Origin of the sequence: Microvirga subterranea, from assembly GCF_003350535.1 — a bacterium.
Lineage (GTDB): Bacteria > Pseudomonadota > Alphaproteobacteria > Rhizobiales > Beijerinckiaceae > Microvirga > Microvirga subterranea.
In genome coordinates, this window is sequence record NZ_QQBB01000004.1 from 233,994 (window position 1) to 254,408 (window position 20,415).

At 62.7% G+C, this 20,415-nt stretch carries 25 protein-coding genes, 1 tRNA gene and 1 pseudogene; 15 read left to right on the forward strand and 12 right to left on the reverse strand.

What is annotated here, in order from left to right; all coding sequences use genetic code 11:
- The first annotated feature begins 18 nt into the window (after positions 1-18).
- Genes DES45_RS11830 through DES45_RS11855 form a run of 6 tightly spaced genes read left to right on the forward strand, consistent with a single transcriptional unit; the run spans position 19 to position 5,348 of the window.
- The gene (locus DES45_RS11830) at positions 19-1,101 is read left to right on the forward strand and encodes an inositol-3-phosphate synthase (RefSeq protein ID WP_114770214.1); all 1,083 of its coding nucleotides are present in this window, start codon (positions 19-21) and stop codon (positions 1,099-1,101) included.
- Between the two features lie 18 nt (positions 1,102-1,119).
- Positions 1,120-1,719, forward strand: a complete 600-nt coding sequence (locus tag DES45_RS11835; RefSeq protein ID WP_114770215.1) for a histidine phosphatase family protein — start codon at positions 1,120-1,122, stop codon at positions 1,717-1,719.
- Positions 1,716-2,825 carry a CgeB family protein gene (locus DES45_RS11840; RefSeq protein ID WP_114770216.1) on the forward strand — a complete coding sequence of 370 codons (1,110 nt, stop codon included), beginning with the start codon at positions 1,716-1,718 and terminating at the stop codon, positions 2,823-2,825. Before DES45_RS11835 ends, DES45_RS11840 begins: the two co-directional genes overlap by 4 nt.
- 2 nt (positions 2,826-2,827) lie before the next feature.
- The gene (locus DES45_RS11845) at positions 2,828-3,640 is read left to right on the forward strand and encodes a nucleotidyltransferase family protein (protein ID WP_114770217.1); all 813 of its coding nucleotides are present in this window, start codon (positions 2,828-2,830) and stop codon (positions 3,638-3,640) included.
- 9 nt (positions 3,641-3,649) lie between these two features.
- A complete protein-coding gene (locus DES45_RS11850) occupies positions 3,650-4,423 on the forward strand; it encodes a TIGR04290 family methyltransferase (protein ID WP_114770218.1) in 774 nt (257 codons plus the stop codon).
- Positions 4,416-5,348 (forward strand): glycoside hydrolase 5 family protein, encoded by a 933-nt coding sequence (locus DES45_RS11855; protein WP_114770219.1) that lies wholly within the window; start codon positions 4,416-4,418, stop codon positions 5,346-5,348. Before DES45_RS11850 ends, DES45_RS11855 begins: the two co-directional genes overlap by 8 nt.
- 227 nt (positions 5,349-5,575) lie before the next feature.
- Here the strand turns inward: DES45_RS11855 and DES45_RS11860 are convergent.
- The 4 genes from DES45_RS11860 to mnmA all read right to left on the reverse strand — a co-directional run bounded on the left by DES45_RS11860 (position 5,576) and on the right by mnmA (position 7,895).
- A tRNA-Met gene (locus DES45_RS11860) sits at positions 5,576-5,652 on the reverse strand.
- A gap of 119 nt (positions 5,653-5,771) precedes the next feature.
- Entirely contained in the window at positions 5,772-5,987 is a 216-nt protein-coding gene (locus tag DES45_RS11865) for a hypothetical protein (RefSeq protein ID WP_114770220.1), read from the reverse strand.
- Between the two features lie 90 nt (positions 5,988-6,077).
- Positions 6,078-6,719 carry a class I SAM-dependent methyltransferase gene (locus DES45_RS11870; RefSeq protein ID WP_114770221.1) on the reverse strand — a complete coding sequence of 214 codons (642 nt, stop codon included), beginning with the start codon at positions 6,717-6,719 and terminating at the stop codon, positions 6,078-6,080.
- Between the two features lie 21 nt (positions 6,720-6,740).
- The gene (mnmA, locus tag DES45_RS11875) at positions 6,741-7,895 is read right to left on the reverse strand and encodes a tRNA 2-thiouridine(34) synthase MnmA (protein ID WP_114770222.1); all 1,155 of its coding nucleotides are present in this window, start codon (positions 7,893-7,895) and stop codon (positions 6,741-6,743) included.
- Positions 7,896-8,127: 232 nt separating this feature from the next.
- On the opposite strand from mnmA, the gene sciP reads away from it, so the two are divergent.
- Positions 8,128-8,403, forward strand: coding sequence for a CtrA inhibitor SciP (gene sciP, locus DES45_RS11880; RefSeq protein ID WP_114187418.1), 276 nt, complete (start codon positions 8,128-8,130; stop codon positions 8,401-8,403).
- 246 nt (positions 8,404-8,649) lie between these two features.
- Positions 8,650-8,850: pseudogene (locus DES45_RS11885) on the forward strand (helix-turn-helix domain-containing protein); the annotation flags it as partial.
- A gap of 8 nt (positions 8,851-8,858) precedes the next feature.
- Here the strand turns inward: DES45_RS11885 and DES45_RS11890 are convergent.
- Both DES45_RS11890 and DES45_RS11895 read right to left on the reverse strand, forming a co-directional pair.
- Positions 8,859-9,695, reverse strand: coding sequence for a class I SAM-dependent methyltransferase (locus tag DES45_RS11890; RefSeq protein ID WP_114770483.1), 837 nt, complete (start codon positions 9,693-9,695; stop codon positions 8,859-8,861).
- 7 nt (positions 9,696-9,702) lie between these two features.
- On the reverse strand, positions 9,703-10,704 hold the full coding sequence (locus DES45_RS11895; RefSeq protein WP_114770223.1) for a lysylphosphatidylglycerol synthase domain-containing protein: 1,002 nt from the start codon (positions 10,702-10,704) through the stop codon (positions 9,703-9,705).
- Positions 10,705-10,945: 241 nt separating this feature from the next.
- Here DES45_RS11895 and DES45_RS11900 point away from each other — a divergent pair, with 241 nt between their 5' ends.
- Positions 10,946-11,560 (forward strand): GNAT family N-acetyltransferase, encoded by a 615-nt coding sequence (locus DES45_RS11900; protein ID WP_114770224.1) that lies wholly within the window; start codon positions 10,946-10,948, stop codon positions 11,558-11,560.
- Between the two features lie 63 nt (positions 11,561-11,623).
- On the opposite strand, the gene fliJ is transcribed toward DES45_RS11900, so the two are convergent.
- Positions 11,624-12,040, reverse strand: a complete 417-nt coding sequence (gene fliJ / locus DES45_RS11905) for a flagellar export protein FliJ (RefSeq protein WP_114770225.1) — start codon at positions 12,038-12,040, stop codon at positions 11,624-11,626.
- A gap of 515 nt (positions 12,041-12,555) precedes the next feature.
- On the opposite strand from fliJ, the gene ctrA reads away from it, so the two are divergent.
- Positions 12,556-13,257 carry a response regulator transcription factor CtrA gene (gene ctrA, locus DES45_RS11910; protein WP_114770484.1) on the forward strand — a complete coding sequence of 234 codons (702 nt, stop codon included), beginning with the start codon at positions 12,556-12,558 and terminating at the stop codon, positions 13,255-13,257.
- 88 nt (positions 13,258-13,345) lie between these two features.
- The gene (locus tag DES45_RS11915; protein ID WP_114770226.1) at positions 13,346-13,783 is read left to right on the forward strand and encodes an EamA family transporter; all 438 of its coding nucleotides are present in this window, start codon (positions 13,346-13,348) and stop codon (positions 13,781-13,783) included.
- A gap of 52 nt (positions 13,784-13,835) precedes the next feature.
- On the opposite strand, the gene chpT is transcribed toward DES45_RS11915, so the two are convergent.
- Positions 13,836-14,477, reverse strand: a complete 642-nt coding sequence (gene chpT / locus DES45_RS11920) for a histidine phosphotransferase ChpT (protein ID WP_114770227.1) — start codon at positions 14,475-14,477, stop codon at positions 13,836-13,838.
- Positions 14,478-14,648: 171 nt separating this feature from the next.
- Here chpT and DES45_RS11925 point away from each other — a divergent pair, with 171 nt between their 5' ends.
- From DES45_RS11925 to DES45_RS11935, 3 genes are all read left to right on the forward strand, one after another.
- The gene (locus DES45_RS11925; protein ID WP_114770228.1) at positions 14,649-15,479 is read left to right on the forward strand and encodes a 3'(2'),5'-bisphosphate nucleotidase CysQ family protein; all 831 of its coding nucleotides are present in this window, start codon (positions 14,649-14,651) and stop codon (positions 15,477-15,479) included.
- A gap of 154 nt (positions 15,480-15,633) precedes the next feature.
- Complete coding sequence (locus DES45_RS11930; protein WP_114770229.1) at positions 15,634-16,236, forward strand: DUF1134 domain-containing protein; 603 nt, start codon at positions 15,634-15,636, stop codon at positions 16,234-16,236.
- A 108-nt stretch (positions 16,237-16,344) separates the two neighbouring features.
- Positions 16,345-17,328, forward strand: a complete 984-nt coding sequence (locus tag DES45_RS11935; protein WP_114770230.1) for a coiled-coil domain-containing protein — start codon at positions 16,345-16,347, stop codon at positions 17,326-17,328.
- Between the two features lie 23 nt (positions 17,329-17,351).
- On the opposite strand, the gene DES45_RS11940 is transcribed toward DES45_RS11935, so the two are convergent.
- Positions 17,352-17,678 carry a hypothetical protein gene (locus DES45_RS11940; protein ID WP_114770231.1) on the reverse strand — a complete coding sequence of 109 codons (327 nt, stop codon included), beginning with the start codon at positions 17,676-17,678 and terminating at the stop codon, positions 17,352-17,354.
- Positions 17,679-17,729: 51 nt separating this feature from the next.
- Positions 17,730-18,593, reverse strand: coding sequence for a D-amino-acid transaminase (locus tag DES45_RS11945; protein WP_114770232.1), 864 nt, complete (start codon positions 18,591-18,593; stop codon positions 17,730-17,732).
- Between the two features lie 106 nt (positions 18,594-18,699).
- Between DES45_RS11945 and DES45_RS11950 the strand changes: the two genes are divergently transcribed.
- Positions 18,700-19,317 carry a hypothetical protein gene (locus tag DES45_RS11950; RefSeq protein ID WP_114770233.1) on the forward strand — a complete coding sequence of 206 codons (618 nt, stop codon included), beginning with the start codon at positions 18,700-18,702 and terminating at the stop codon, positions 19,315-19,317.
- A 19-nt stretch (positions 19,318-19,336) separates the two neighbouring features.
- Here DES45_RS11950 and DES45_RS11955 read toward each other — a convergent pair whose 3' ends face one another.
- Entirely contained in the window at positions 19,337-19,657 is a 321-nt protein-coding gene (locus DES45_RS11955) for an SWIB/MDM2 domain-containing protein (RefSeq protein WP_114770234.1), read from the reverse strand.
- Positions 19,658-19,838: 181 nt separating this feature from the next.
- Positions 19,839-20,279 (reverse strand): response regulator, encoded by a 441-nt coding sequence (locus DES45_RS11960; protein ID WP_114770235.1) that lies wholly within the window; start codon positions 20,277-20,279, stop codon positions 19,839-19,841.
- Positions 20,280-20,415 lie beyond the last annotated feature (136 nt).

Consider the following 20,415-nt stretch of genomic DNA (forward strand, 5'->3'; position numbering starts at 1 on the left):
ATACGAGGGAGTGCCGCCATGGGTTCAGGAAAGGTCCGAGTGGGAATCGTCGGCGTCGGCAATTGCGCCTCGTCATTCGTGCAGGGCTTGACCTATTACCGCGATGCCAACGGCAACGAGCCCGTTCCGGGTCTGATGAACATCGAACTCGGAGGATACCACGTGGGTGACGTGGAGGTTTCCGCAGCCTTCGACATCAATGCCTCCAAGGTTGGCCGTGACCTGTCGGAGGCGATTTTCGCCGAACCGAACAACACCCAGCGGTTCGCATCCGTTCCCGAGAGCGGCATTATCGTTCACCGCGGCAAAACTCTTGACGGTCTGGGCAAATACCTCCGAGACGAGATCGACGAGTCCGAGGATGAGGAGGCCGACGTGACGGAGATCCTCCGTCAATCGAAGACGGATGTCCTCGTTTCCTACCTCCCGGTCGGCTCGCAAAAGGCGACGGAGTGGTATGCCGAGCGTGCCCTGGAAGCCGGCTGCGCCTTCGTGAACTGCATCCCGGTCTTCATCGCGTCCAATCCAGATTGGCGTAAACGCTTCGAGGAGCGTGGCCTGCCGATCGTCGGCGACGATATCAAGAGCCAGGTTGGCGCCACCATCGTCCATCGTGTGTTAGCCAACCTGTTTCGCGAACGTGGCGTTCGGCTCGACCGGACATACCAGCTCAACTTTGGTGGAAACACTGACTTCCAAAACATGCTTGAGCGGGAGCGTCTCGAGTCGAAAAAGATCTCGAAGACCCAGGCCGTCTCGAGTCAGCTCGACATCCCGCTCCCGGCGAACGACATCCATGTGGGCCCGAGCGATCATGTCCCCTGGCTTACGGATCGCAAATGGGCGTACATCCGCATGGAGGGCACCACTTTCGGGGGAGTTCCCCTTAATGTGGAGCTGAAGCTCGAAGTGTGGGACTCGCCGAATTCGGCCGGTATCGTCATCGACGCGGTGCGATGCGCCAAACTTGCAATGGATCGCAAGATCGGAGGCGCTCTCATCGGACCCTCAAGCTATTTCATGAAATCGCCTCCGCAGCAGTTCACCGACAATGAGGCTCGTGAACGGACGACCCGCTTCATTGATGGCGACGATGACTGAATGGATTGAGGTCTTGGCATGACGACCACGTTCTTTTTCGTTCGTCATGCCGCTCATGACAGGGTGGGCACGATCCTCTGCGGCCGGATGCAGGGTGTCTCGTTAGGGCCGCTCGGACGGTCGCAGGCCGAAAGCGTTTCCGCGCGTCTCGCCGACGAGAACATTTCGGTCGTCCTGACAAGCCCGCTCGATCGGGCGCGCGAGACGGCGGAGCCGATAGGCGCGAAGATCGGGTGCCAGGTGGAAATCTGCGAAGCCATCAACGAGATCGAGTTCGGGGAATGGTCCGGGCAGAGCTTTGATACGCTCGCGGGAGACCCGCGATGGAACACGTGGAACCAGTCGAGAAGCACGAGCCGGCCTCCGGGCGGAGAGACGATGCTGGAAGTTCAGACGAGAGTCGTCTCGGCTCTGGAGCAGTTGCGCAGGGACCATCCGGGAGGCTCTCTCGCCGTAGTGAGTCACGGTGACGTGATCAAGTCAGCCCTGCTCTACTATCTGGGGATGCCAATTGACGCCTATTCTCGCTTCGACATCGACCCTGCTTCGATCAGCACGGTCGCCGTATCGGATTGGGGCTCCAAAGTCATCCGCTTGAATGAGTCGGCTGCGGCATGAAGATCGTTGTTTTCGGCCTCACCATCTCGTCGTCATGGGGGAACGGCCATGCGACGCTCTGGCGTGGATTGTGTCGGGCACTGGCTCGCCTTGGGCACCAGGTCGTCTTCTTCGAACGCGACGTTCCCTATTACGCCATGAACCGCGATCTGCACGAGGTTCCGGGAGGGACCCTCGTTCTGTATGACGATTGGGCCGAGGCGCTGCCGCGTGCCAAGGCGGAAATCAAAGATGCGGACGCGGTCATGGTGACCTCCTATTGCCCCGATGGGATTGCCGCAGGAGAACTCGTGCTGGGGACGCCTCGTGCCAAACGTGTCTTCTACGACCTCGATACGCCTGTCACCCTCTCACGCCTCAAGTCGCAAGAAGGCATCGGCTATATAGGCCCGCAAGGCCTGAAAGATTATGATCTGGTGCTGAGTTATACCGGTGGCGCGGCTCTGGAACAGCTTCGCTCGGAACTGGGAGCGCGACGTGTGGAGGCGCTCTATGGTCACGTTGACCCGGACCATCACCGCCCAGTCCCGCCGCAGGAATCCTACCGTTCGGATCTCTCGTACCTTGGCACTTATGCGACGGACCGGCAGGCCACGCTGCATGAGCTCTTCATCGAGCCGGCACAGTTCAGGCCCGATCTGCGTTTTGTCATCGGGGGAGCACAGTACCCGCAGGACTTTCCCTGGCTGGAGAACATCTTTTTCGTGCAACATCTGCCGCCCTCGGAGCACCCGTCGTTCTTCTGCTCGTCGCGTCTGACCCTCAACGTGACACGGAGCGCGATGGCCGAAATGGGTTGGTGTCCATCCGGACGCCTGTTCGAGGCTGCCGCCTGCGGAGTGCCATTGCTCTCAGATTCTTGGCCGGGGATCGACAGCTTCTTTTCGCCCGGCCAGGAGATCCTGATCGCCCGTACAACCGAGGATGCGCTCAATGCGCTCGATATGAGCGACGCCGAACTGTCCCAAGTCGCGAAGGCAGGGCGTGAGCGGGTCCTTGAAGAGCATACGTCGATGCGAAGAGCCCAGGAGCTGGAGACGTTTCTCTCGACGGGCGATCCGGCTTCGACGGCCAACCACGTGAGAGATACGGTAATGGAGGCCTGATCATGTGGGGTATCGTGCCCGCGGCGGGGCTGGGAAGCCGAATTCAGCCATTGGCTTTTTCCAAGGAGCTTCTTCCGGTCGGGAGTCGGCTCGACAACGGTGTCGAGCGTCCTTGCGCCGTCAGCGAGTATCTGGTCGAGCGCATGTTGCATGGCGGAGCCAACAAGATCTGCTTCGTGATCTCACCCGGCAAATCCGACATCATGGAATACTACGGCGCAAGCTATGGCGGCGCGTCCATCGCCTATGTCGTTCAACCGCACGCGAGCGGTCTGTGCGATGCCATTTTTCAGGCCGCGCCGCTCATCCATCCCGATGAGCCGGTGACGGTGGGGCTGCCGGATACTGTATGGTTTCCCGAGAGGGCGCTGGCTGATCTGCCGGACGACATCCTGTCGTTTCTTCTCTTTCCGGTTGACCAGCCTGAGTTCTTCGACGCTGTCGTTACGAACGAGGCGGATCGCATCGTTGAGATCCAAGTGAAGCAGCCCAATCCTGCCTCCCGGTGGATCTGGGGAGCGTTCAAAATGCCCGGCCGGGTGCTTGAGCAGCTGCGGCAGCTATGGCTGAAGCGTGACCGTACGGACGAATATTTCGGCACTCTCGTGAATGCCTACATCGCGGATGGCGGGCATGCGATCGGCGTAAAGGCCGGGCGGTCCTATGTGGATGTCGGAACACTGCACGGCTACCGCTCCGCTATGGGCCTTCTCAGCGCCGTTGCCGAACAGGACGACTTTGCAGGCGCTCGCGTCGCCCTAGGTTGGCCTGCAGGGCGCGGAGGACGCGGCTTTCATGATGCGAACAGGGAGTAGCCACCAACCATGAATGCGATCGACCCTACGTCCAATGATGAGATCCGTAGACGCGCCGAAGCGCTCGGACCATGGTTTCACAACATCGAAATCGACGGCATCTGGACCGCCCCCGATCACTTCCTCGGAAACTATCCCGCCGTCAAATGGCAGCGGTTTGCCGACGCGATTCCGCAGGATCTGACGGGAAAATCCGTTCTCGACATTGGATGCAACGGCGGCTTCTACTCAATCGAGATGAAGAAGCGCGGCGCCAGTCGCGTTCTCGGCGTCGATTTCGACGATGCCTATTTGGCGCAGGCCCGTTTCGCCGCCGAGCGAACCGGACACGACATCGAGTTCCGCAAGCTTTCCGTCTATGACGTGGGAGCGCTGGGAGAACGCTTTGACGTCGTGCTCTTTATGGGCGTGCTCTATCACCTGCGCCATCCTCTCCTTGCGCTCGATCTTATTCATGAGCATGTGGCGAACGATATGCTCGTCTTTCAGTCGATGCAGCGGGGCTCCGAAAAGGTCCTTCCTGTCGAGGAAAACTACACCTTCTGGCAGACCGAGCATTTCGACGATCCGGGCTATCCGAAGATGCACTTTATCGAGCATCGCTATGCGGACGATCCCACGAACTGGTGGGCGCCGAATACGGCCTGCGTAGAAGCGATGCTTCGCAGCGCCGGCTTTGAGATCGTGCAGCACCCGGAAACCGAAGTTTACATCTGTCGCCGCGTTGACGCTCCATCCGGAGCGGGAGCGGTCTATCCGGCCCAGGGAGTCTCTCATGATTGAAGCCGCGATGATCTGGAACGAGCCGAACAACAAGTCCCACTGGGATCCGGAGATCGATCCGGACTGGCGGCTCTTCGCGGAGATGGCCATTGCTGCGGGACAAGCCATCAAGGCGGAAAATCCCACGCTGCCGCGCGTTCTCGGCGGCATCTCGCCCATCGATCCCAGTTTCATCCGCAACCTCGCCGAACGCGGCGTGCTCGAGAATGTCGATGTGGTCGCCGTCCACGGCTTTCCGCTCGACTGGAATCTCTGGCAGATCCACGAATGGCCTGCCAGGATCGACGAAATCCGGGCCGTCACCGACAAGCCGATCTGGGTCACGGAAGTCGGCATTTCGACCTTCGGTGCGGAGGAAGTGCAGGTCTGGGGCCTGAAGCGCACGGCCGAACTGTTGATCGGTGAGGTGCCGAGGATCCATTGGTACAGCCTCTACGATCTCCCGCGGGCCTGGGGCGCCACGACTAGGCATCGGGAGGCGGAAGGTTCATCCTATTACCGCCACTTCTACATGGGGCTGCTTCGGGAGGACGGCTCACCCAAACCGGCCCTCGAGGAGTTCGCGAAGCACGCCCCTGAAATGGGCCTGTGTCAGTGGTTCCATTTCGAGGATCACCGCCTGGACGACGCCGTCGCCTGGATGAAGCGCCTCGGCGTCAAGCACCTGCGCACGGGCCTGTCCTGGGCCGACAGCTTCCGCCCGAATGCCCTCGACTGGTTCGACCGGCAGATGGAGGCCCTCGCGGATTTCGACGTCACGGTGACCTTCTGCTTCACGCCGGAACATCGCGGCATTGCCCCGCACCACACGAGCCCCCCGCAGATCAAGGAGGAGTTTGCTGAGTTCTGCGCGACGATGATTCGACGCTACGCTGGAAGCCAAGCGGCTCCGACGCCCACAGGAAGAGTTCTGGAAGCTCTCTAGGACTTGCCGTCCGGTCCAATGGCCGGATCTCTGTGCATTGGCGAAAGTCAGCTGACGACATGTGCTTCGCCCCGAACCAGGGCGAAGCACGACGACTGCCAAGATTCGATCCGTCGTAAGCCTATTGAGCGGCACAACGGCTCGATCCTCGGGACCGCCGACAGCGCCATCACCGCCCCGAGCATCCGGCGGCAACGTACGGCTCATCAATTTCAGATCGGAAGGGATGGTAGCGGAGGAGGGATTTGAACCCCCGACACAAGGATTATGATTCCTCTGCTCTGACCAACTGAGCTACTCCGCCCCAGGCACCGGGGAGCCCCCCGTGTCAGACAGGGGCGATATAGGGAAGGTTGGCCCCCGGTGTCAAGAATGACCCGCGGGCCCTATGCTCTTTTATCGCTCGTGGCACCTCTTTCGCCACTAACCCTTCTTCATCCGCCAGAGCTGGAAGCCGTCGGACGTGATCGCCTGCTCGATCACCCGGCGCGAGAACTTGTGCGGAGGGGCTTCGCGGGAGCCGAGGGCTCCGGTCAGTCCCCACGGGCCGTACTTTGCCGGAAGCTTGCTTCCCGTCTCATCGCTCGCGAAGGCGTGAAGATCTTCCTTGGCTTGGGAGGCGAACATGAAGATGCGCATGACGAGGACTTTCGCTGTAGAAAACGGGACTTAGCCCGGAAAGATAGGGCACTGCCCCGGAAAGTCATCTCCGAAGCCGCAGCCCCTCCCCTATCGTCTCTTCCGGATGCGCATCAGCTTGAAGAAGCCTGCGGGAAAGAGCGGCTTCAGTTCCACCACCTCCATGACGCCCGTGCTCCTGGCCCAGGCCTCGACCCGTGAAGCCTTGAAGGCGGAGCTCCAGCCGATCGCCTTGGCGACGGGGGAGGCCATCTCCTCCAATGCCGCAATCGGACCGGAGGGCTGGCCGAAATGGTTGGCGAGAACGATCTCGCCGCCGGGCTTCAGGACACGGGCGAATTCCGTGAGAGCCGTTTCGGGCTCCGGCACGAGAGTGATGATGAATTGTGCCGTGACGGCGTCGAAGGTCTCGTCCGGGAACCCGAGACGGGTCACGTCCATGACCTGCAGGCTCTTGACGTGGGTCAGACCGCGCTTCTCCACCTTTTCCTGCGCCCGGCGCAGCATGTCCTCGGACAGGTCGACCCCGTAGACCTCCGCATGGCCCGGATAGTAGCCGAGCGACAGGCCCGTTCCGACGCCTGCCTCCAGGACCCTGGGGCCGCAGGCAACGGCCGCGTTCACCGCCGCACGGGCGGCCGGCTCGGTCAGCTTGTCGTAGACGAGGTCGTAGATCGGGGCCCAACGCGCGTAAGCCTTGCGCATCAGGGCCGTGGTCGTTCCGTCCGTCATGAAGGTTCCCTAGGAAAGGCCTCAGGCCGCGGCGGGTGCGGCTTCGGCTGCGGTGCGAGCGATGGTGCCCCCGCCAAGCACGCGTGCCCGGGGAGCATCGCTCTCATAGATGACACAAGCTTGACCGGGAGACACCCCTTCTTCCGCCGACAACAGCTCGACCGTAGGGCCGGTTCCGCCGAACCGCAGAATGGCCGGTCGCGGCTCGCGGGTGGAGCGGACCCGCACGGCCACCTCCATCCCCTCCTCGCCCAGCGCTTCCAGCGGACGATCGCCGAGCCAATTGACGTCGATGATCCGGATCAGGCGTGTCGCCAGGGCCTCCCTCGGCCCAACCAGGACCCGTGCCTCCTTAGCGTCGAGGCGCACGACGTAGAGCGGCTCGCCGACCGAGAGCCCCAGCCCCTTCCGCTGCCCGACGGTATAATGGATGATGCCTTCGTGACGTCCGAGCACGCGGCCGTCCACGTGAACGATCTCGCCCCCCTGAGCGGCGCCGGGCTTGAGGCGCTCGATCACGTCGCTGTAGCGCCCCTGCGTCACGAAGCAGATGTCCTGGCTGTCGGCCTTCTCGGCCACGCCGAGGCCGAATTCCCGCGCCAGGGCGCGGGTCTCGTCCTTCGGCAACTCGCCCAGAGGAAAGCGCAGAATGTCCAGCTGCTCGGGCGTGGTGGCATAGAGGAAATAGCTCTGATCCCGCTCCGGATCGGCCGCCCGATGAAGCGCTCGCCGTCCGTCCGGCAGGGCGCGGCTCGCCACGTAGTGGCCGGTGGCGAGAATGTCGGCCCCCAGCTCCTTTGCGGTCTCCAGAAGGTCGCGGAACTTGATCGAGCGGTTGCACTCCACGCAAGGGATGGGCGTCTCGCCCGCCAGATAGCTCTGGGTGAACCGGTCGATCACGGCCTCCCGAAAACGGGCCTCGTAGTCGAGCACGTAGTGGGGAATGCCAATGGCCTCCGCCACGCGGCGCGCATCGTAGATGTCCTGTCCCGCGCAGCAGGCGCCCTTGCGATGCACGGCGGCGCCATGATCGTAGAGCTGGAGCGTGATGCCGAGGACGTCGTAGCCTTCGCGCTTGAGGAGAGCAGCCACGACGGAAGAGTCGACGCCGCCCGACATCGCGACCACGACGCGTGTCTGGGATGGGTCCTTGGGAAGTCCGAGTGAATTGAGCATCGTTCCATCCAGAGGCGCCGTTCAAGGCGGCGCACGGGAGGGGCCAAAGCCTTTCTATAGCGACTGCGGCTGCAATGTTCCAGAGCGACAAAGCACTCCAATAAGGCGGCCTTAACTATTATGGCCAAATCTGGGCAGGCTCGTTGAAGTCCCTGCGGCGTTTAGGAAAACATTAAGTCCCGTGGCGTAGCTTGAGCCCAACGAGGTCGTTGAATTTTTGTGTGAGCGTATCATGACCGAACCCCACCGCCCAAGGGTCAAGTATGTCATTGGGCCTGACGGCAGTCCTCTGACGATTGCCGATCTTCCTCCATCGTCCACCCGCCGATGGGTCATCCGCCGCAAGGCCGAGGTCGTCGCCGCCGTGCGTGGCGGTCTTCTGAGCCTCGAGGAAGCCTGTCAGCGTTATACGCTGACCACGGAAGAGTTCCTGAGCTGGCAGCTTTCCATCGACCAGCATGGCCTCGCAGGCCTGCGCACGACGCGGATCCAGCAGTACCGCCAGTAGTCCTCCGTTCAGGAGACCTGTTGCAAGGCGCGGCCCCAGGGCGGCGCCTTTTTCGTTTCAGGCTGCCAGACCGGCTCATTAAGGGATTGCTAACCATAGGCTGGGAAATTGTTGCTAAGCACCTCCGTTCATATAGGTCTCGCATTGCGCCCAGCTCTCGAAACGCCAAGCCGTCAGGACTCACCGCAATCGAACTTCTGGGTGCCAGAATCCCCATCCCCGATCAGACGAGCCGACGCTCCGGCCGGGCCCCTCGTCGGCAGAACCCTGGCCGATGTCGAACGACATCTCATCCTCGAGACCCTAAGCCACTGCCTCGGCAACAGAACCCATGCGGCGAAGCTTCTGGGCATTTCCATCCGGACCCTGCGCAACAAGCTGAGCGAGTACATGGAGGCCGGCATCACGGTCCCCGAACCGGGGCAAAAGTCCTCCCAGGTCTCCTGATCCGTCCGCTAACGCTCGGCGCGCTTCCTCAGCCACAGGCTGGTTTCGTGGGCACCCGCGGCAAGGGGCAACGATGCGATGATGCTGGCCGAGCAAAGAGGCAACACTTCCTTGGCCACGAAATGGCTCGCGAAGACGAGGTCGTAGGCGCCGCCCTGAAGGAGGGTTCCGACCGGGATCTGCTCGTTGTAGGCGCGCCAGGACCAAGCCGCCGGATAGGCATCCGGCAGGGTGATGTCGTGAATATGGACCAGCGCGCCGGCGCCCAGGCGCGGCAGCACGTCCAGGAACAGCCGATCGACGTCCGTGCCCGGCATGGCGATATGGCTGGAATCAATGAACAGGACGTCCCCGGCCCCGAGTTGCTCGAAAAGCTTCGGATCGGCGTCCTTCAGCAGGACCGGATAATGCTCCACGTCCAAACGGGCCAAATCGGCCCGCGGGGCGGGATCGATGCAGGCAATCCGGGTTTCGAGCCCGCCGTCCCGAACGGCCTGGGCCATGAACCGGGTCGAATGGCCTGATCCGACCTCGATGATGCGTCCCGGCCTCTCGCGGCGAACGATCGTGTAGGCCGCCACGGCATCGAGGCGCGGGAACCAGTCCTGGTCGAAGCGCGCCGGCCCCTGCCCGTCCCTGATGCGCCCGAGATCCTCCGCATAGGCCTCGGCGGAATCGACGATCTGTCGGAACTGCGGACGCGCCGCGTCGAAGAGCGGGCGCAGCGCGGGATAATCGACCGGCTCGACGCCCGCCGCATAGCGATACGGAATGAAGAAACCGAGCGGTTTGATGCCGAACAGGGTCGACAGGCCGAACCGCAGCCTTCGCTCCAATGTCCGCATCGGACGGTCAGCCAAGTGGCGCGGGAGGAAGAGGTCCGTCGCCGGCCCCTTCCCTGCCCCGCCAGGCTTGCGTCAGACGCGCCCGCTCGAAGAGCAGGACGACGATCAGGGACATGGCGAACGGGATCAAGAGGTAGAAGAGGCGGAACACGATCAATGCCGCTAGGACATCCGCCTTCGGGATATCCGGCATGGCGGTGAGGAACACGAGCTCGAACACCCCCAGGCCTCCCGGGGCGTGGCTGACCAGGGCCGCCGAGAAGGAGGCCAGGAAGACGGCAAGGACGATGATGAAGCTGGGCTCGAGATGGGCCGGGAGAACGAAATAGATGATCCCGGCGGCTCCCAGCAACTCAAGCGGCGCAGCGATGAGCTGGCGCACCATGATGGCTGGACGGGGATATTCCAGCTTGGCCTTGCGGATCACCAGGGGCGGCAGGTGGAGGATGGAGCCCGCCACGTACAGGATGACGAAGCCGATCAGGAGGAGCCCCACGATCCGCGCCGTTGCCGGATTGGTCAGGGCTGCCGGAAGGAGATCCTCCAGCCGGTGAAGGAGCGTGGGATCGAGCGTCAGGACGACCCCGCCCAAAAGGATCGTTCCGAGACCGAACGTAAAGGAGCAGAGGGCCACCAGCACCGCGATCTGCGCGGCGCTCAAGCCCTTGGACGTATAGGCGCGATACCGCACGACGGCGCCCGAAAAGACGGACGCACCAATATTGTGCGAGAGGGCGTAGGTCGTGAAGGACGTGACGGAGACGAAGAGCCATGAAATGTGGCGTACGCCCAGGTGAAGGAGCGCGATCCGGTCATACCACGCGAGAGCCGCATAGGCCACGAGGGTCGACAGGCCTGCCAGAACGTAACGTTCCGTCGGAACGGCAGTCAGGCTGTCCCAAACGTCATCCAGGGAGAGACCACGAAGCTCTTTGTAGAGAAGCCAACCGGAAACAGCGACGGCCAACAATCCAATCAACGGCCAGATGAACTCACGCACATTTTTCATTGAGGCGGTCGCGCTCCTTCGTTCCGGTTTCTCTGTGCCTCAGGAACCTCTTGTGCTGCAAGGGGATATTGAGGCGCACCATGGGTCACGACAGCTTCGGCAAAGGCTGGCGTGCGAAGAAGCGGGAAGGATCGAGGCTCGGGATCGCCGGCGGGCGGCGGATCGGCCCGAAGCAACGGTTGCGCTGTTGCCGCGGCCGTGGGACATCGTGCCGTTCGGGACGCGCGAGAGGCATTGAAGCATGACGGCACGATCTCAGGTGATGCTCAATCTCGACGGGTATACGGATCTCCCGCCCGGCAAGATCGCATCCATCGTGACGTATCTCGAAATGCGGGATCCGCCAGCCCGGCCGAGGGGACCAAAGCCCGCCGGATGGTCGCTTCAGCCGCTCCGGGGACACCTCGATCGATATCGCGGCCTTTTCCGTAGGATCGGCGAACCCTGGCTCTGGTTCAGCCGCGCCGCGATGCCCGACGACAGGCTGGCGGAGATTCTCGACGATCCGAGAGTGGAGGCCTATGCCCTGAATGACGGCGTCGACGACATCGGACTGCTGGAGCTCGATTTTCGCCGCGAGGACGAGGTCGAACTCGGGTTTCTGGGCGTCGTCCCCGGGACGATCGGCCAAGGAGCCGGGCGGCACCTCATGGATGAGGCGATCAGCCGGGCCTTCGGGAGGCCGGTGAACCGCTTCTTCGTCCATACCTGCTCGCTGGACCACCCGGGGGCTCTCGCCTTCTACATCCGGTCGGGCTTCGTTCCCTACAAACGTGCGATCGAGGTTGCCGACGACCCGAGGCTCCTCGGTCTGCTCCCACGAGAGGCGGGGCCGCATGTCCCTATGCTCGCGTAGGCCGGACATGCGAAAGGGCACGCTGCGTGACAGCGCGCCCTCTGAAAGAGAAAGCAGGGAAGTTCAGGCGGTGGCCCGCAGGGCGCGCACCTGACCGGCATGGCTGATGGCAGCCTGTTCGCGAACGGCGTCCATGGCCCGCTCCGCGGAGCGTTCGCGATCCTCGAGGCTCTCCGCCTTCTTCAGCTCCTCGAAAGCCTCTCCGAGTTCCGCCTTGGCATCATCGAGCTGAGCATGGAGATTCTCGGCGGACTGGCGAAGATTATCACGCCGCTGGGCTGCGGCGCGGGCATAGGTCGGATAGGCGAAATGGTTCGGATCAGAGATCCCGGCCTTCTGCTCTTCCGCAGCGATCTCGCGATCAAGGTCAGCCGCCATGCGGTCGAACTCGGCGATCATCATCTCGATCTGTGCCACTCTCCGGCGTTTTTCGTCCACCTGAAAGCGCTTGAGGCGGATGAGCGTATCCCGCGACTTCATCTTGATTGAACTCCACACGTCGCTGTTTCACGTGCCCCACGGATCGCTCAGTTACCCGTCAGGCATGCCTAACCATGGTCGATGGAAGTTGACCCTTCCTTACCGGGGACAAGAAAAAATTCTGGAAATACAGGTCGCTGCGTCCAATTCCTCATTCCGGCCTTCCGCCCGGCAGGTCCGTCAACCTTTCGTTTACCGATTTCGTTAAGACTGCGAGGGTCACGGCTGTGATCCTGGGGGGCTCGGCCGGACGGGGCGCAAAACGCCTCGAGAACAAAGTTTTTCGGGCACTGAACGCGGTTCCGCATGGTAACGCAAAATCCACAGGGCAGGAGCTTCGCACGGCCGATCGGCGATGCCGAGTCGTTAAGAGCTTGCATGTCAGAATCAGGGTTTGTTAACCATTCTGAATTAGCGTTGCGAATCAGATCAAAAGGGCATTCGCCACAGGCCCTGTGGCGAGTGGGCGGCTCTCCGCTGCTCAGTGGCCCATGGGCAAGGGCTGGGGATTGAACATGCGCGTACTTCTGATTGAAGACGACAGCGCAACTGCGCAGAGCATCGAGCTGATGCTGAAGTCCGAGAATTTCAACGTCTATGCGACGGATCTCGGCGAAGAGGGCGTCGACCTCGGCAAGCTGTACGACTACGACATCATCCTTCTCGACCTGAACCTTCCCGACATGTCGGGCTACGAGGTTCTGCGGACCCTGCGCGTCGCGAAGGTGAAGACCCCGATCCTGATCCTGTCCGGCATGGCCGGCACCGAAGACAAGGTGAAGGGCTTGGGCTTCGGTGCCGACGACTACCTGACGAAGCCGTTCCACAAGGACGAGCTCGTCGCCCGCATCCATGCGATCGTGCGACGTTCGAAGGGACATGCCCAGTCGGTCATCACCACGGGCGATCTGATCGTCAATCTCGACACCAAGACGGTCGAGGTGGGAGGCGCCCGGGTCCACCTGACCGGCAAGGAGTATCAGATGCTGGAACTTCTCTCCCTGCGTAAGGGCACGACCCTCACGAAGGAGATGTTCCTCAACCACCTCTACGGCGGCATGGATGAGCCGGAGCTGAAGATCATCGACGTCTTCATCTGCAAGCTCCGCAAGAAGCTCGCCAATGCATCGCAGGGCAAGAACTACATCGAGACCGTGTGGGGTCGCGGCTACGTGCTCCGCGAGCCCGGCGACTCGGACGTGCGTCTCGCAGTCTGACGTCGATCCACACCGGTTCATAAGAAGCCCGGCATCAGCCGGGCTTTTTTGTTAGGCTAGCCGCCCTCACCTTACGAAGGGCGCGCCCATGAAGTCCATGATTCAACCCTGGCAGCTTTGGGCAGTGCTGTCGGCCGCCTTCGCGGCCCTCACGGCCATTTTCGCCAAGCTGGGAGTCGAGCAGATCAACTCCGACTTCGCCACGCTTGTTCGGACCCTCGTCATCCTGGCTACCGTGAGCGTCATCGTCTGGGGCACCGGACAGTGGCAGGAGTTGCCCTCGGTCTCCGGGCGAACCTGTTTGTTTTTGGTCTTATCAGGGCTCGCCACGGGCGCATCGTGGCTCTGCTACTTCCGCGCGCTCAAGGTCGGCGAGGCAGCCCGGGTCGCGCCCATAGACAAGTTGAGCGTCGTGCTCGTCGCCATCTTCGGGGCGGCTTTTCTCGGAGAGCGCCTGTCCATCGCAAATTGGACAGGCGTCGTTCTGATTGCGGCAGGAGCCGTTCTCGTCGCACTACGGCCGTGACGGGCGCGGGAGAGGGACGCCAGCAAGAGATGCTTGGTGTCGCCGTGGATGCTTATGCCGTAGCAGAACGGATCGTCACCTCGTCTCCGTCGATGCTGAAGGCAACCGTCATGCCCGAGGCGCGGGCGACGAGACCGGCGTAATAGATCTGGATGCCATGAGCATCGACGGTGCCGCTTTCCGAATCCCCGGCGAGCAAAGCCTCCGAATGCGCCGGAATGCGCGCGTTGAGTCCCTTCGACTTGATGATGAACTCGCAGCGATCGGCATCGCCGGAGACGCTGACCGAAATCGATCCGCCGCGCGGAATCGCGGTGATGGCGATCATGATCAGGTTCAGGAGCAGCTTGACCCGGTTCTTCGGGAAGAGGAGGCGCGGAGCCGACCAGGAAAACGAAATCTTGTCGTCCTGGAACATGCCGCGTGCGACCTGCTCGGCGTCGCCGAGATCGATCGATGCACCGGCCGAGCCGGCAGCCCCGAAGGCCAGCCGTGCGAACTGGAGCCGGGCGGAGGCTTGCTTCGCGCTCTTCTGGATCAGCTCCAGGGCGAACTCCCTCATGGAGGCATCGTTGTCGTCCTCCAGCACCTCGAGCCCGTTCACGATAGCCCCAACGGGAGAGATCACGTCGTGGCAGACGCGCGAGCAGAGAAGGGCGGCAAGATCGAGCGAATCGAGCGAAATCGTGGCCATAAGGGCTCCAGAAAGGACTTAAGCTGAGCTATACATGCATGAAATCGGAATTTCGATCGGCATGATGGCAGCACAGCAGGAAAGAAACCGTGAACCCGGATACCCGGCTCCGAGTTCTTTGAAAAGCCAGCATGACGGATCGACTTCAGACGCGGGAACAGGCACATAGCCATGATGCGGCTCGATGATCACGATACGGACTCCATCGCCCTCCGGCTTGCCCGGATCGCCGTGGAGGCCGGGCAGGTCCTCCGGAGGCTGGAAACGGCTCTGATCGAGAAGCACGTCAAGGACGACGGATCGCCCACTACGGCGGCCGATCTTGCGGCTGAAAAACTGATCATCGATCGAATTCATCAGGTCTGGGACGGCGTTCCCGTCATTGCCGAGGAGACCTCCTGTACGGTCAAGGCCGATGACTATTTCTTCCTGGTCGATCCCCTCGACGGCACGGGCGACTACATCTACGGCACGGGCGAGTACAGCGTGAACATCGCCCTGGTCCGGAACGGCAGGCCGATCGCTTCCGTCGTGGCCGCGCCTGCCATGGGACGGATCTGGATTGCCGGCGAGACCACCCGGTCCGGGCCGATTCCAACCACTCCATCGGACGAAATTGCCTGGCAGGATGTCCGGTCGCGCCCCGCGCCCGAACGGGACCTCGTGGCCTTGGTGAGCCGGCGCCACGGCGACCAGGCGACCGAGGCCTGCCTTTCGACCCTGTCGATCGGAACGCGCCGAATGGCGTCGTCAGCTCTGAAGTTCTGCCTCATCGCTTCCGGCGAGGCGGACGTCTACGTTCGCTGCGGCCCGACGATGGAATGGGACACCGCAGCAGGCGACCACATCCTGTCCTGCGCGGGAGGTTGCGTCGTCGGTCCGGGCGGAGCCCCCCTGACCTATGGGCATGAAGATCGGGGCTATCGCAATGGCGCCTTCGCGGCCCTCGGAGACATGGCGCTGGCTCCGCGGCTCGGGCTCGCTCTCCCCAAAGCAGCATAAGCATCGACCGGATCATCTCGGCAGCCGTACAGAGATTGTTAGGGTTGACGCGATTAAGCTCGCCTTTCGATGGGGGAGCCGGCAGACGCCGTGGACTTCTCCACTGGTACACGCCGGATCCTTCGTTCCGGGGTCTCATGCGAGGAGATAGCCCATGCGCTCGCGATACACATTTCTCGTGGCGGCCGCCGCCGCTGCCTTCCTGGGCGCCGCCCCCGCCGGGGCTCAATCCCAGCGGGTTCAGCCCGTCTACGCCACCAGTCCGGGCGACCCGAACTCGTTCAATTCGAACGATCTGGTCGAATCGGGCCACCAGTTCTTCGGATCTGCCTCGCGCGGACTTGCGCTGGCCGTCCAGGAGGCCGTGCGTCGCTGGGGCGAGCCGAACGGCTACATTCTCGGCCAGGAGGCTTCGGGAGCGTTCTTCGGGGGCGTCCGGTATGGCGAGGGCAAGCTCTTCACCCGCAACGCCGGCGAAAGGCGCATCTTCTGGCAGGGCCCCTCCCTCGGGTTCGATGTCGGAGGCGAAGGCGCCCGGACCATGATGCTCGTCTACAACCTGCCCGCCACCAGCGCCCTCTATACCCGCTTCGTCGGCATCGACGGGTCGGCCTACCTGATCGGAGGCTTCGGGGTCTCGGCCGCCAAGGCCGACGAGATGGTGGTCGTCCCGATCCGAGCCGGGGTCGGGGCCCGACTGGGGGTCAACATGGGCTATCTCAAGTTCACTCCCGAGCCGACCTGGAATCCGTTCTAGAATGCGCTAGAACCGGCTGTCTGGAGCACGAGAGCTCTGGAAAGCTGCGCAGGCACAGGGCAAGGTGCTTGAGCCCTTTCCGTCAGGCACCTTGGAGTTTGCGTCCGCGTGGTCGAATCCATCATGATCTTTGCGTTGGGGTTCCTTGCGGCAGCCCTGATCGCTCTTCTCATCATTCCTGCCATCAACGCCCGTGCCGAGCGCCTGGCGCGCCGCCGGGCCGAGGCGCTGTTTCCTCTGTCCATCGAGGAATTGACGGCCGAGAAGGACCATCTGCGCGCCGAATTCGCCGTGATGCAGCGGCGGATCGAGCGCAAGGCCGAGGAGGCGCTGGCCTTCAAGCATCAGAACATGGAGGAGCTGGGCCGCAGGGCGGTCCGGATCGAGGCCCTCGAGCAAGCCTTGGCGGAACGGGACCAAACCATCTCCCAGATCGAAGGGGAGCTGGGCGGCACCCGGAAACGCCTCGATGCGACCGAGGAAGATCTTGCCCAGACCAGGACCTCTCTCTCGGGCACACGCGAGACCCTGGTCGCCCTCGAGACATCGCACCGCGCCACCCTGGATGAGCTGTCCACGACGCGCCGTGAGCTCGAACGCCATCAGGCCGACCTGTCGAGAACCCGCGGCGAGCTGCTGCGGACCGAGGAAAAGCTCACGGCTCAGGAAGCCATCGCGTCGGATCTCGAGCGGCGTCTCAATGCTGCCTTGAGCGAACTCGACGCCAAGCGCATCACGATCTCGGACCTGGAAACGCGCCTGATGACGCAGACGGCCCGCGGGAACGATTTCGAGCGCGCTCTGGGCGAGCGCCACAGCGAGCTGTCCGACGAACGCCAGCGGCTGGCCGAACTCGCCAAGAGCCTCACGGCCGAGCAGGAGCGCGGGCTTATCCTGGAGCAGCACATCCGCGAGATCGAAGCGGAGCGTGACGAGGCGCGCGCACGGATCGAATCCTACGCGGGCCTCGAAAGCCAGAACGAGGAGCTGCGCCGCAGCATCACGGAAGTCGCCGACCAGATCATGGGTTCAGGCAACAACCGGCAGAATCGCCCAAACAACGGCAAGCGGCGCAGGCAGGCCGGCAAATAGCCTCCCGCGCCGCGCAGCAGCACCTATTTCGGCTGTATGCTCTGATTTCCGCCGGGGCTGCCGGGAGGCGGAATGACCGGCGTGGTGCCTGGATTGGGCACCGGTGCGGGAACGGTCATGTCCGGCGTCGCGGTTGTCGGCGGCTTGATGACCCCGTCACTCTTCTCGAGCTTGTCGCTCAACGTTCCGGTCGAGCCCGTCGTGCCCGGATCGTGCGGCTCCACCTTCTCGGCCGGCATCTTGTCGAGGGGCGGCATGTTGGGCGCCTGCTGCTGCAGGCTGGGCGTCTGCGCCATGGCGGCCGTGAAACCACCCGTCGCCATGGCTGCTAGGATCAGAATTCGCTTCATGGACCCACTCCTTTGGAAAGGAACGGGCCATGGCAGGGCAGGTTCCGAACGCTATTCCGCGGCCAAGGCAGGCCCGGCCGCCATCTGGAGATAGAGCTGCCGGAGCCTCTTAGTGACCGGCCCGGGCTTACCGTCGGCGACGGGGCGCCCGTCGATCCGGACCACTGGGACGACGAAATTGGATGCGCTGGTGAGGAAGGCCTCGGCCGCATCGTAAGCCTCGTTGACCGTAAACAGGCGCTCCTCGAGAACGATTCCGTCCTCGCGCGACATTTGCAGCAGGGACTTGCGGGTGATGCCCGGAAGGATGGCGTTGGAAAGCGGCCGGACCACGATGCTGCCGGCCTTCGTCACGATGAAGGCGCTGGAGGAGCCGCCTTCGGTCACATACCCGTCCTGGACCATCCAAGCTTCCTGGGCGCCCGCCTCCTTGGCGGCCTGCTTGGCAAGGACCTGAGCCAGCAGGTTGATGGACTTGATGTCACGGCGCTCCCAGCGCATGTCCGGAACCGTGATGACGGAGATGCCCGCTTCCGCGGCAGGCGCGTTCGCGATCGACTTGGCCTGGGTGAACATCGCAACCGTCGGCCTGGCATCCGTCGGGAAGAAGAAGTCCCGCTCCGCCACGCCGCGGGTCACCTGGAAGTAGACGAACCCTTCCGTCATGTTGTTGCGTCTGACGAGCTCCTCCTCCAGGCGCGTCCACTCAGCCCGGGAATAGGGATTCGGGATTTGAATTTCCTTTAGGGAACGCTCCAGCCGCTCGAGATGAGCCTCGTTGTCGACGAGACGCCCGTTCAGGACGCCGATTCCCTCGTAGACCCCGTCTCCGAACATGAAGCCTCGGTCCATGAACGGCACCTTGGCCTCGTCGATTGGAAGAAAAGAACCATTCAGGAAGACGATGCGGGACATGGGAGCTCCATTAAGGGGAACTAGCTAACCTGACGTATGGGCAATGGCGGCGGCTGACCTATCTGGCCAGAGGTGCCGCTCAGCTTACGCGATAGGTACCCGCAACATGAAGGTCACGCCACATTTCATTTCACGGCTCCTGACGATTGTCGCCCTTGCCCTGCCGATCGGGGCCGAGGCGGCGCAGCCGGCGCAATCCTGGTATGGCGAGCAGGGATATGTGGCGCCGAACGGCGCCCGAATCGTGGCCTGCCATGGCTATGGCTGTTCCCGCAGAACCGCGCTCGTCGTCGACCCGTCTCTTCTCAGCCTCGCGAGCGGCCTGCTCAGGAGAGGCCAGACCTCACCGGAAGGCGAGAGAGCGGCAATTCGGGAGATCGTGCGGTCCTATACGGCCTACCTGTCCCGCCAAGTGGGAGGCAGGCCCGACCTGCCGGGATCGCCGCCGCAAATGTCGGGCGTGCACGGCCAGATGGATTGCCTCGACGAGACGGCGAACACCACGAGCCTGCTGCTGGTGCTCGAAGAGAGGGGGCTCCTCGCCCACCATCAGGTCGAGCGTCCGCAGACGCGCGGCTTCTTCTTCGATGGACGCTACCCTCACACGACGGCGATCATCGCCGAGCGGAGGACCGGAAGCGAGTGGGCCGTCGACCCGTGGCGCAAGGCGCCGGGGCAGCGGCCGGATATCCTGCCGCTCGCTGTCTGGCGGCAGGATTCCTGATTCTAGGCGGATCGAACGCTTACTTCAGGTGCTGAGCGAGATGCTTGTTCATCTCGAACATGGTGACCTTCTTCTTCCCGAAGATCGGCTGCAGCTTGTCGTCCGCGAGGATCTCGCGCTTGTTTTCGGGGTTCTGGAGGTTGTTCTTCTTGATGTAGTCCCACATCTTGCTCACCACCTCGCCCCGGGGAAGCGGGTTCGAGCCGACGATGGCGGCCAGTTCCTTGGAAGGCTGCAGGGGCTTCTGGAGAGCGTTGGGCTTGGCTCCGGCCGCCTTGGTGGCCGTCTTGGCCGCAGGCTTCTTCGCACCGGCTTTTCCGTCTGTAGTCTTGGTCGGCATGGATTCCTCCGAGGGTGGGTGGGATACTCTTCGACAGCAGCGGGTCCGGCCGTGAAAAGTCCATTGGCTCCGCCGGTTCAGTCTTGTGGAACCTATTCCCGGGTTCCGGGCACCTGACAGGCAAGCCAATCTCGGCTGAGCTTATGTCCTGACTTGGCGCTCAGCAAGACAGGCCTGTGGATCAAGCAGTTTTGGGGAACGGCAAAATCTTCGCAGGCGCCCCCTGCCCTCGCGCAACCACCTGTGCCCGGCGGGTCCGCTCCGCAGCGGAATGCACGTGGGAGACGATCGCCTCGTTCGGGCAGGGCTTGGCCAGGAATGCGGCGCCAGGCGGCAAGTCACCACAGGCCGGCCACTGACGACCCGACATGATGAGGATCTCGGCCTCCGGCCAGCATTCGTGAACCTTATGAGCAAGTTCGAAGCCGTTGCATCCGACTGGCATGTCGACATCCGTCAGCAGGACGTTGACCGGCAGCCCAGCCTCAAGGATCACGAGAGCCTCGACGGCATTGGCTGCCTCGACCACCCGGAAGCCGGCATCCTCGAGAAGCTCTGCGATGAAGAGACGGATCAGGGGCTCGTCTTCGACCAAAAGAACTGTGGACTGGTCCTCGGACATTTTTTCTTGAACTCGTTGTACATCGCTCTTTAACGCCATGGATGGCGCATGGTTCCGTCCACTTGCATACCTGTTCGCGGAATAATGAGCCGAGATCCGGTGCGGCCGACAGGCATCGGCACGAGAATTTTTGCGG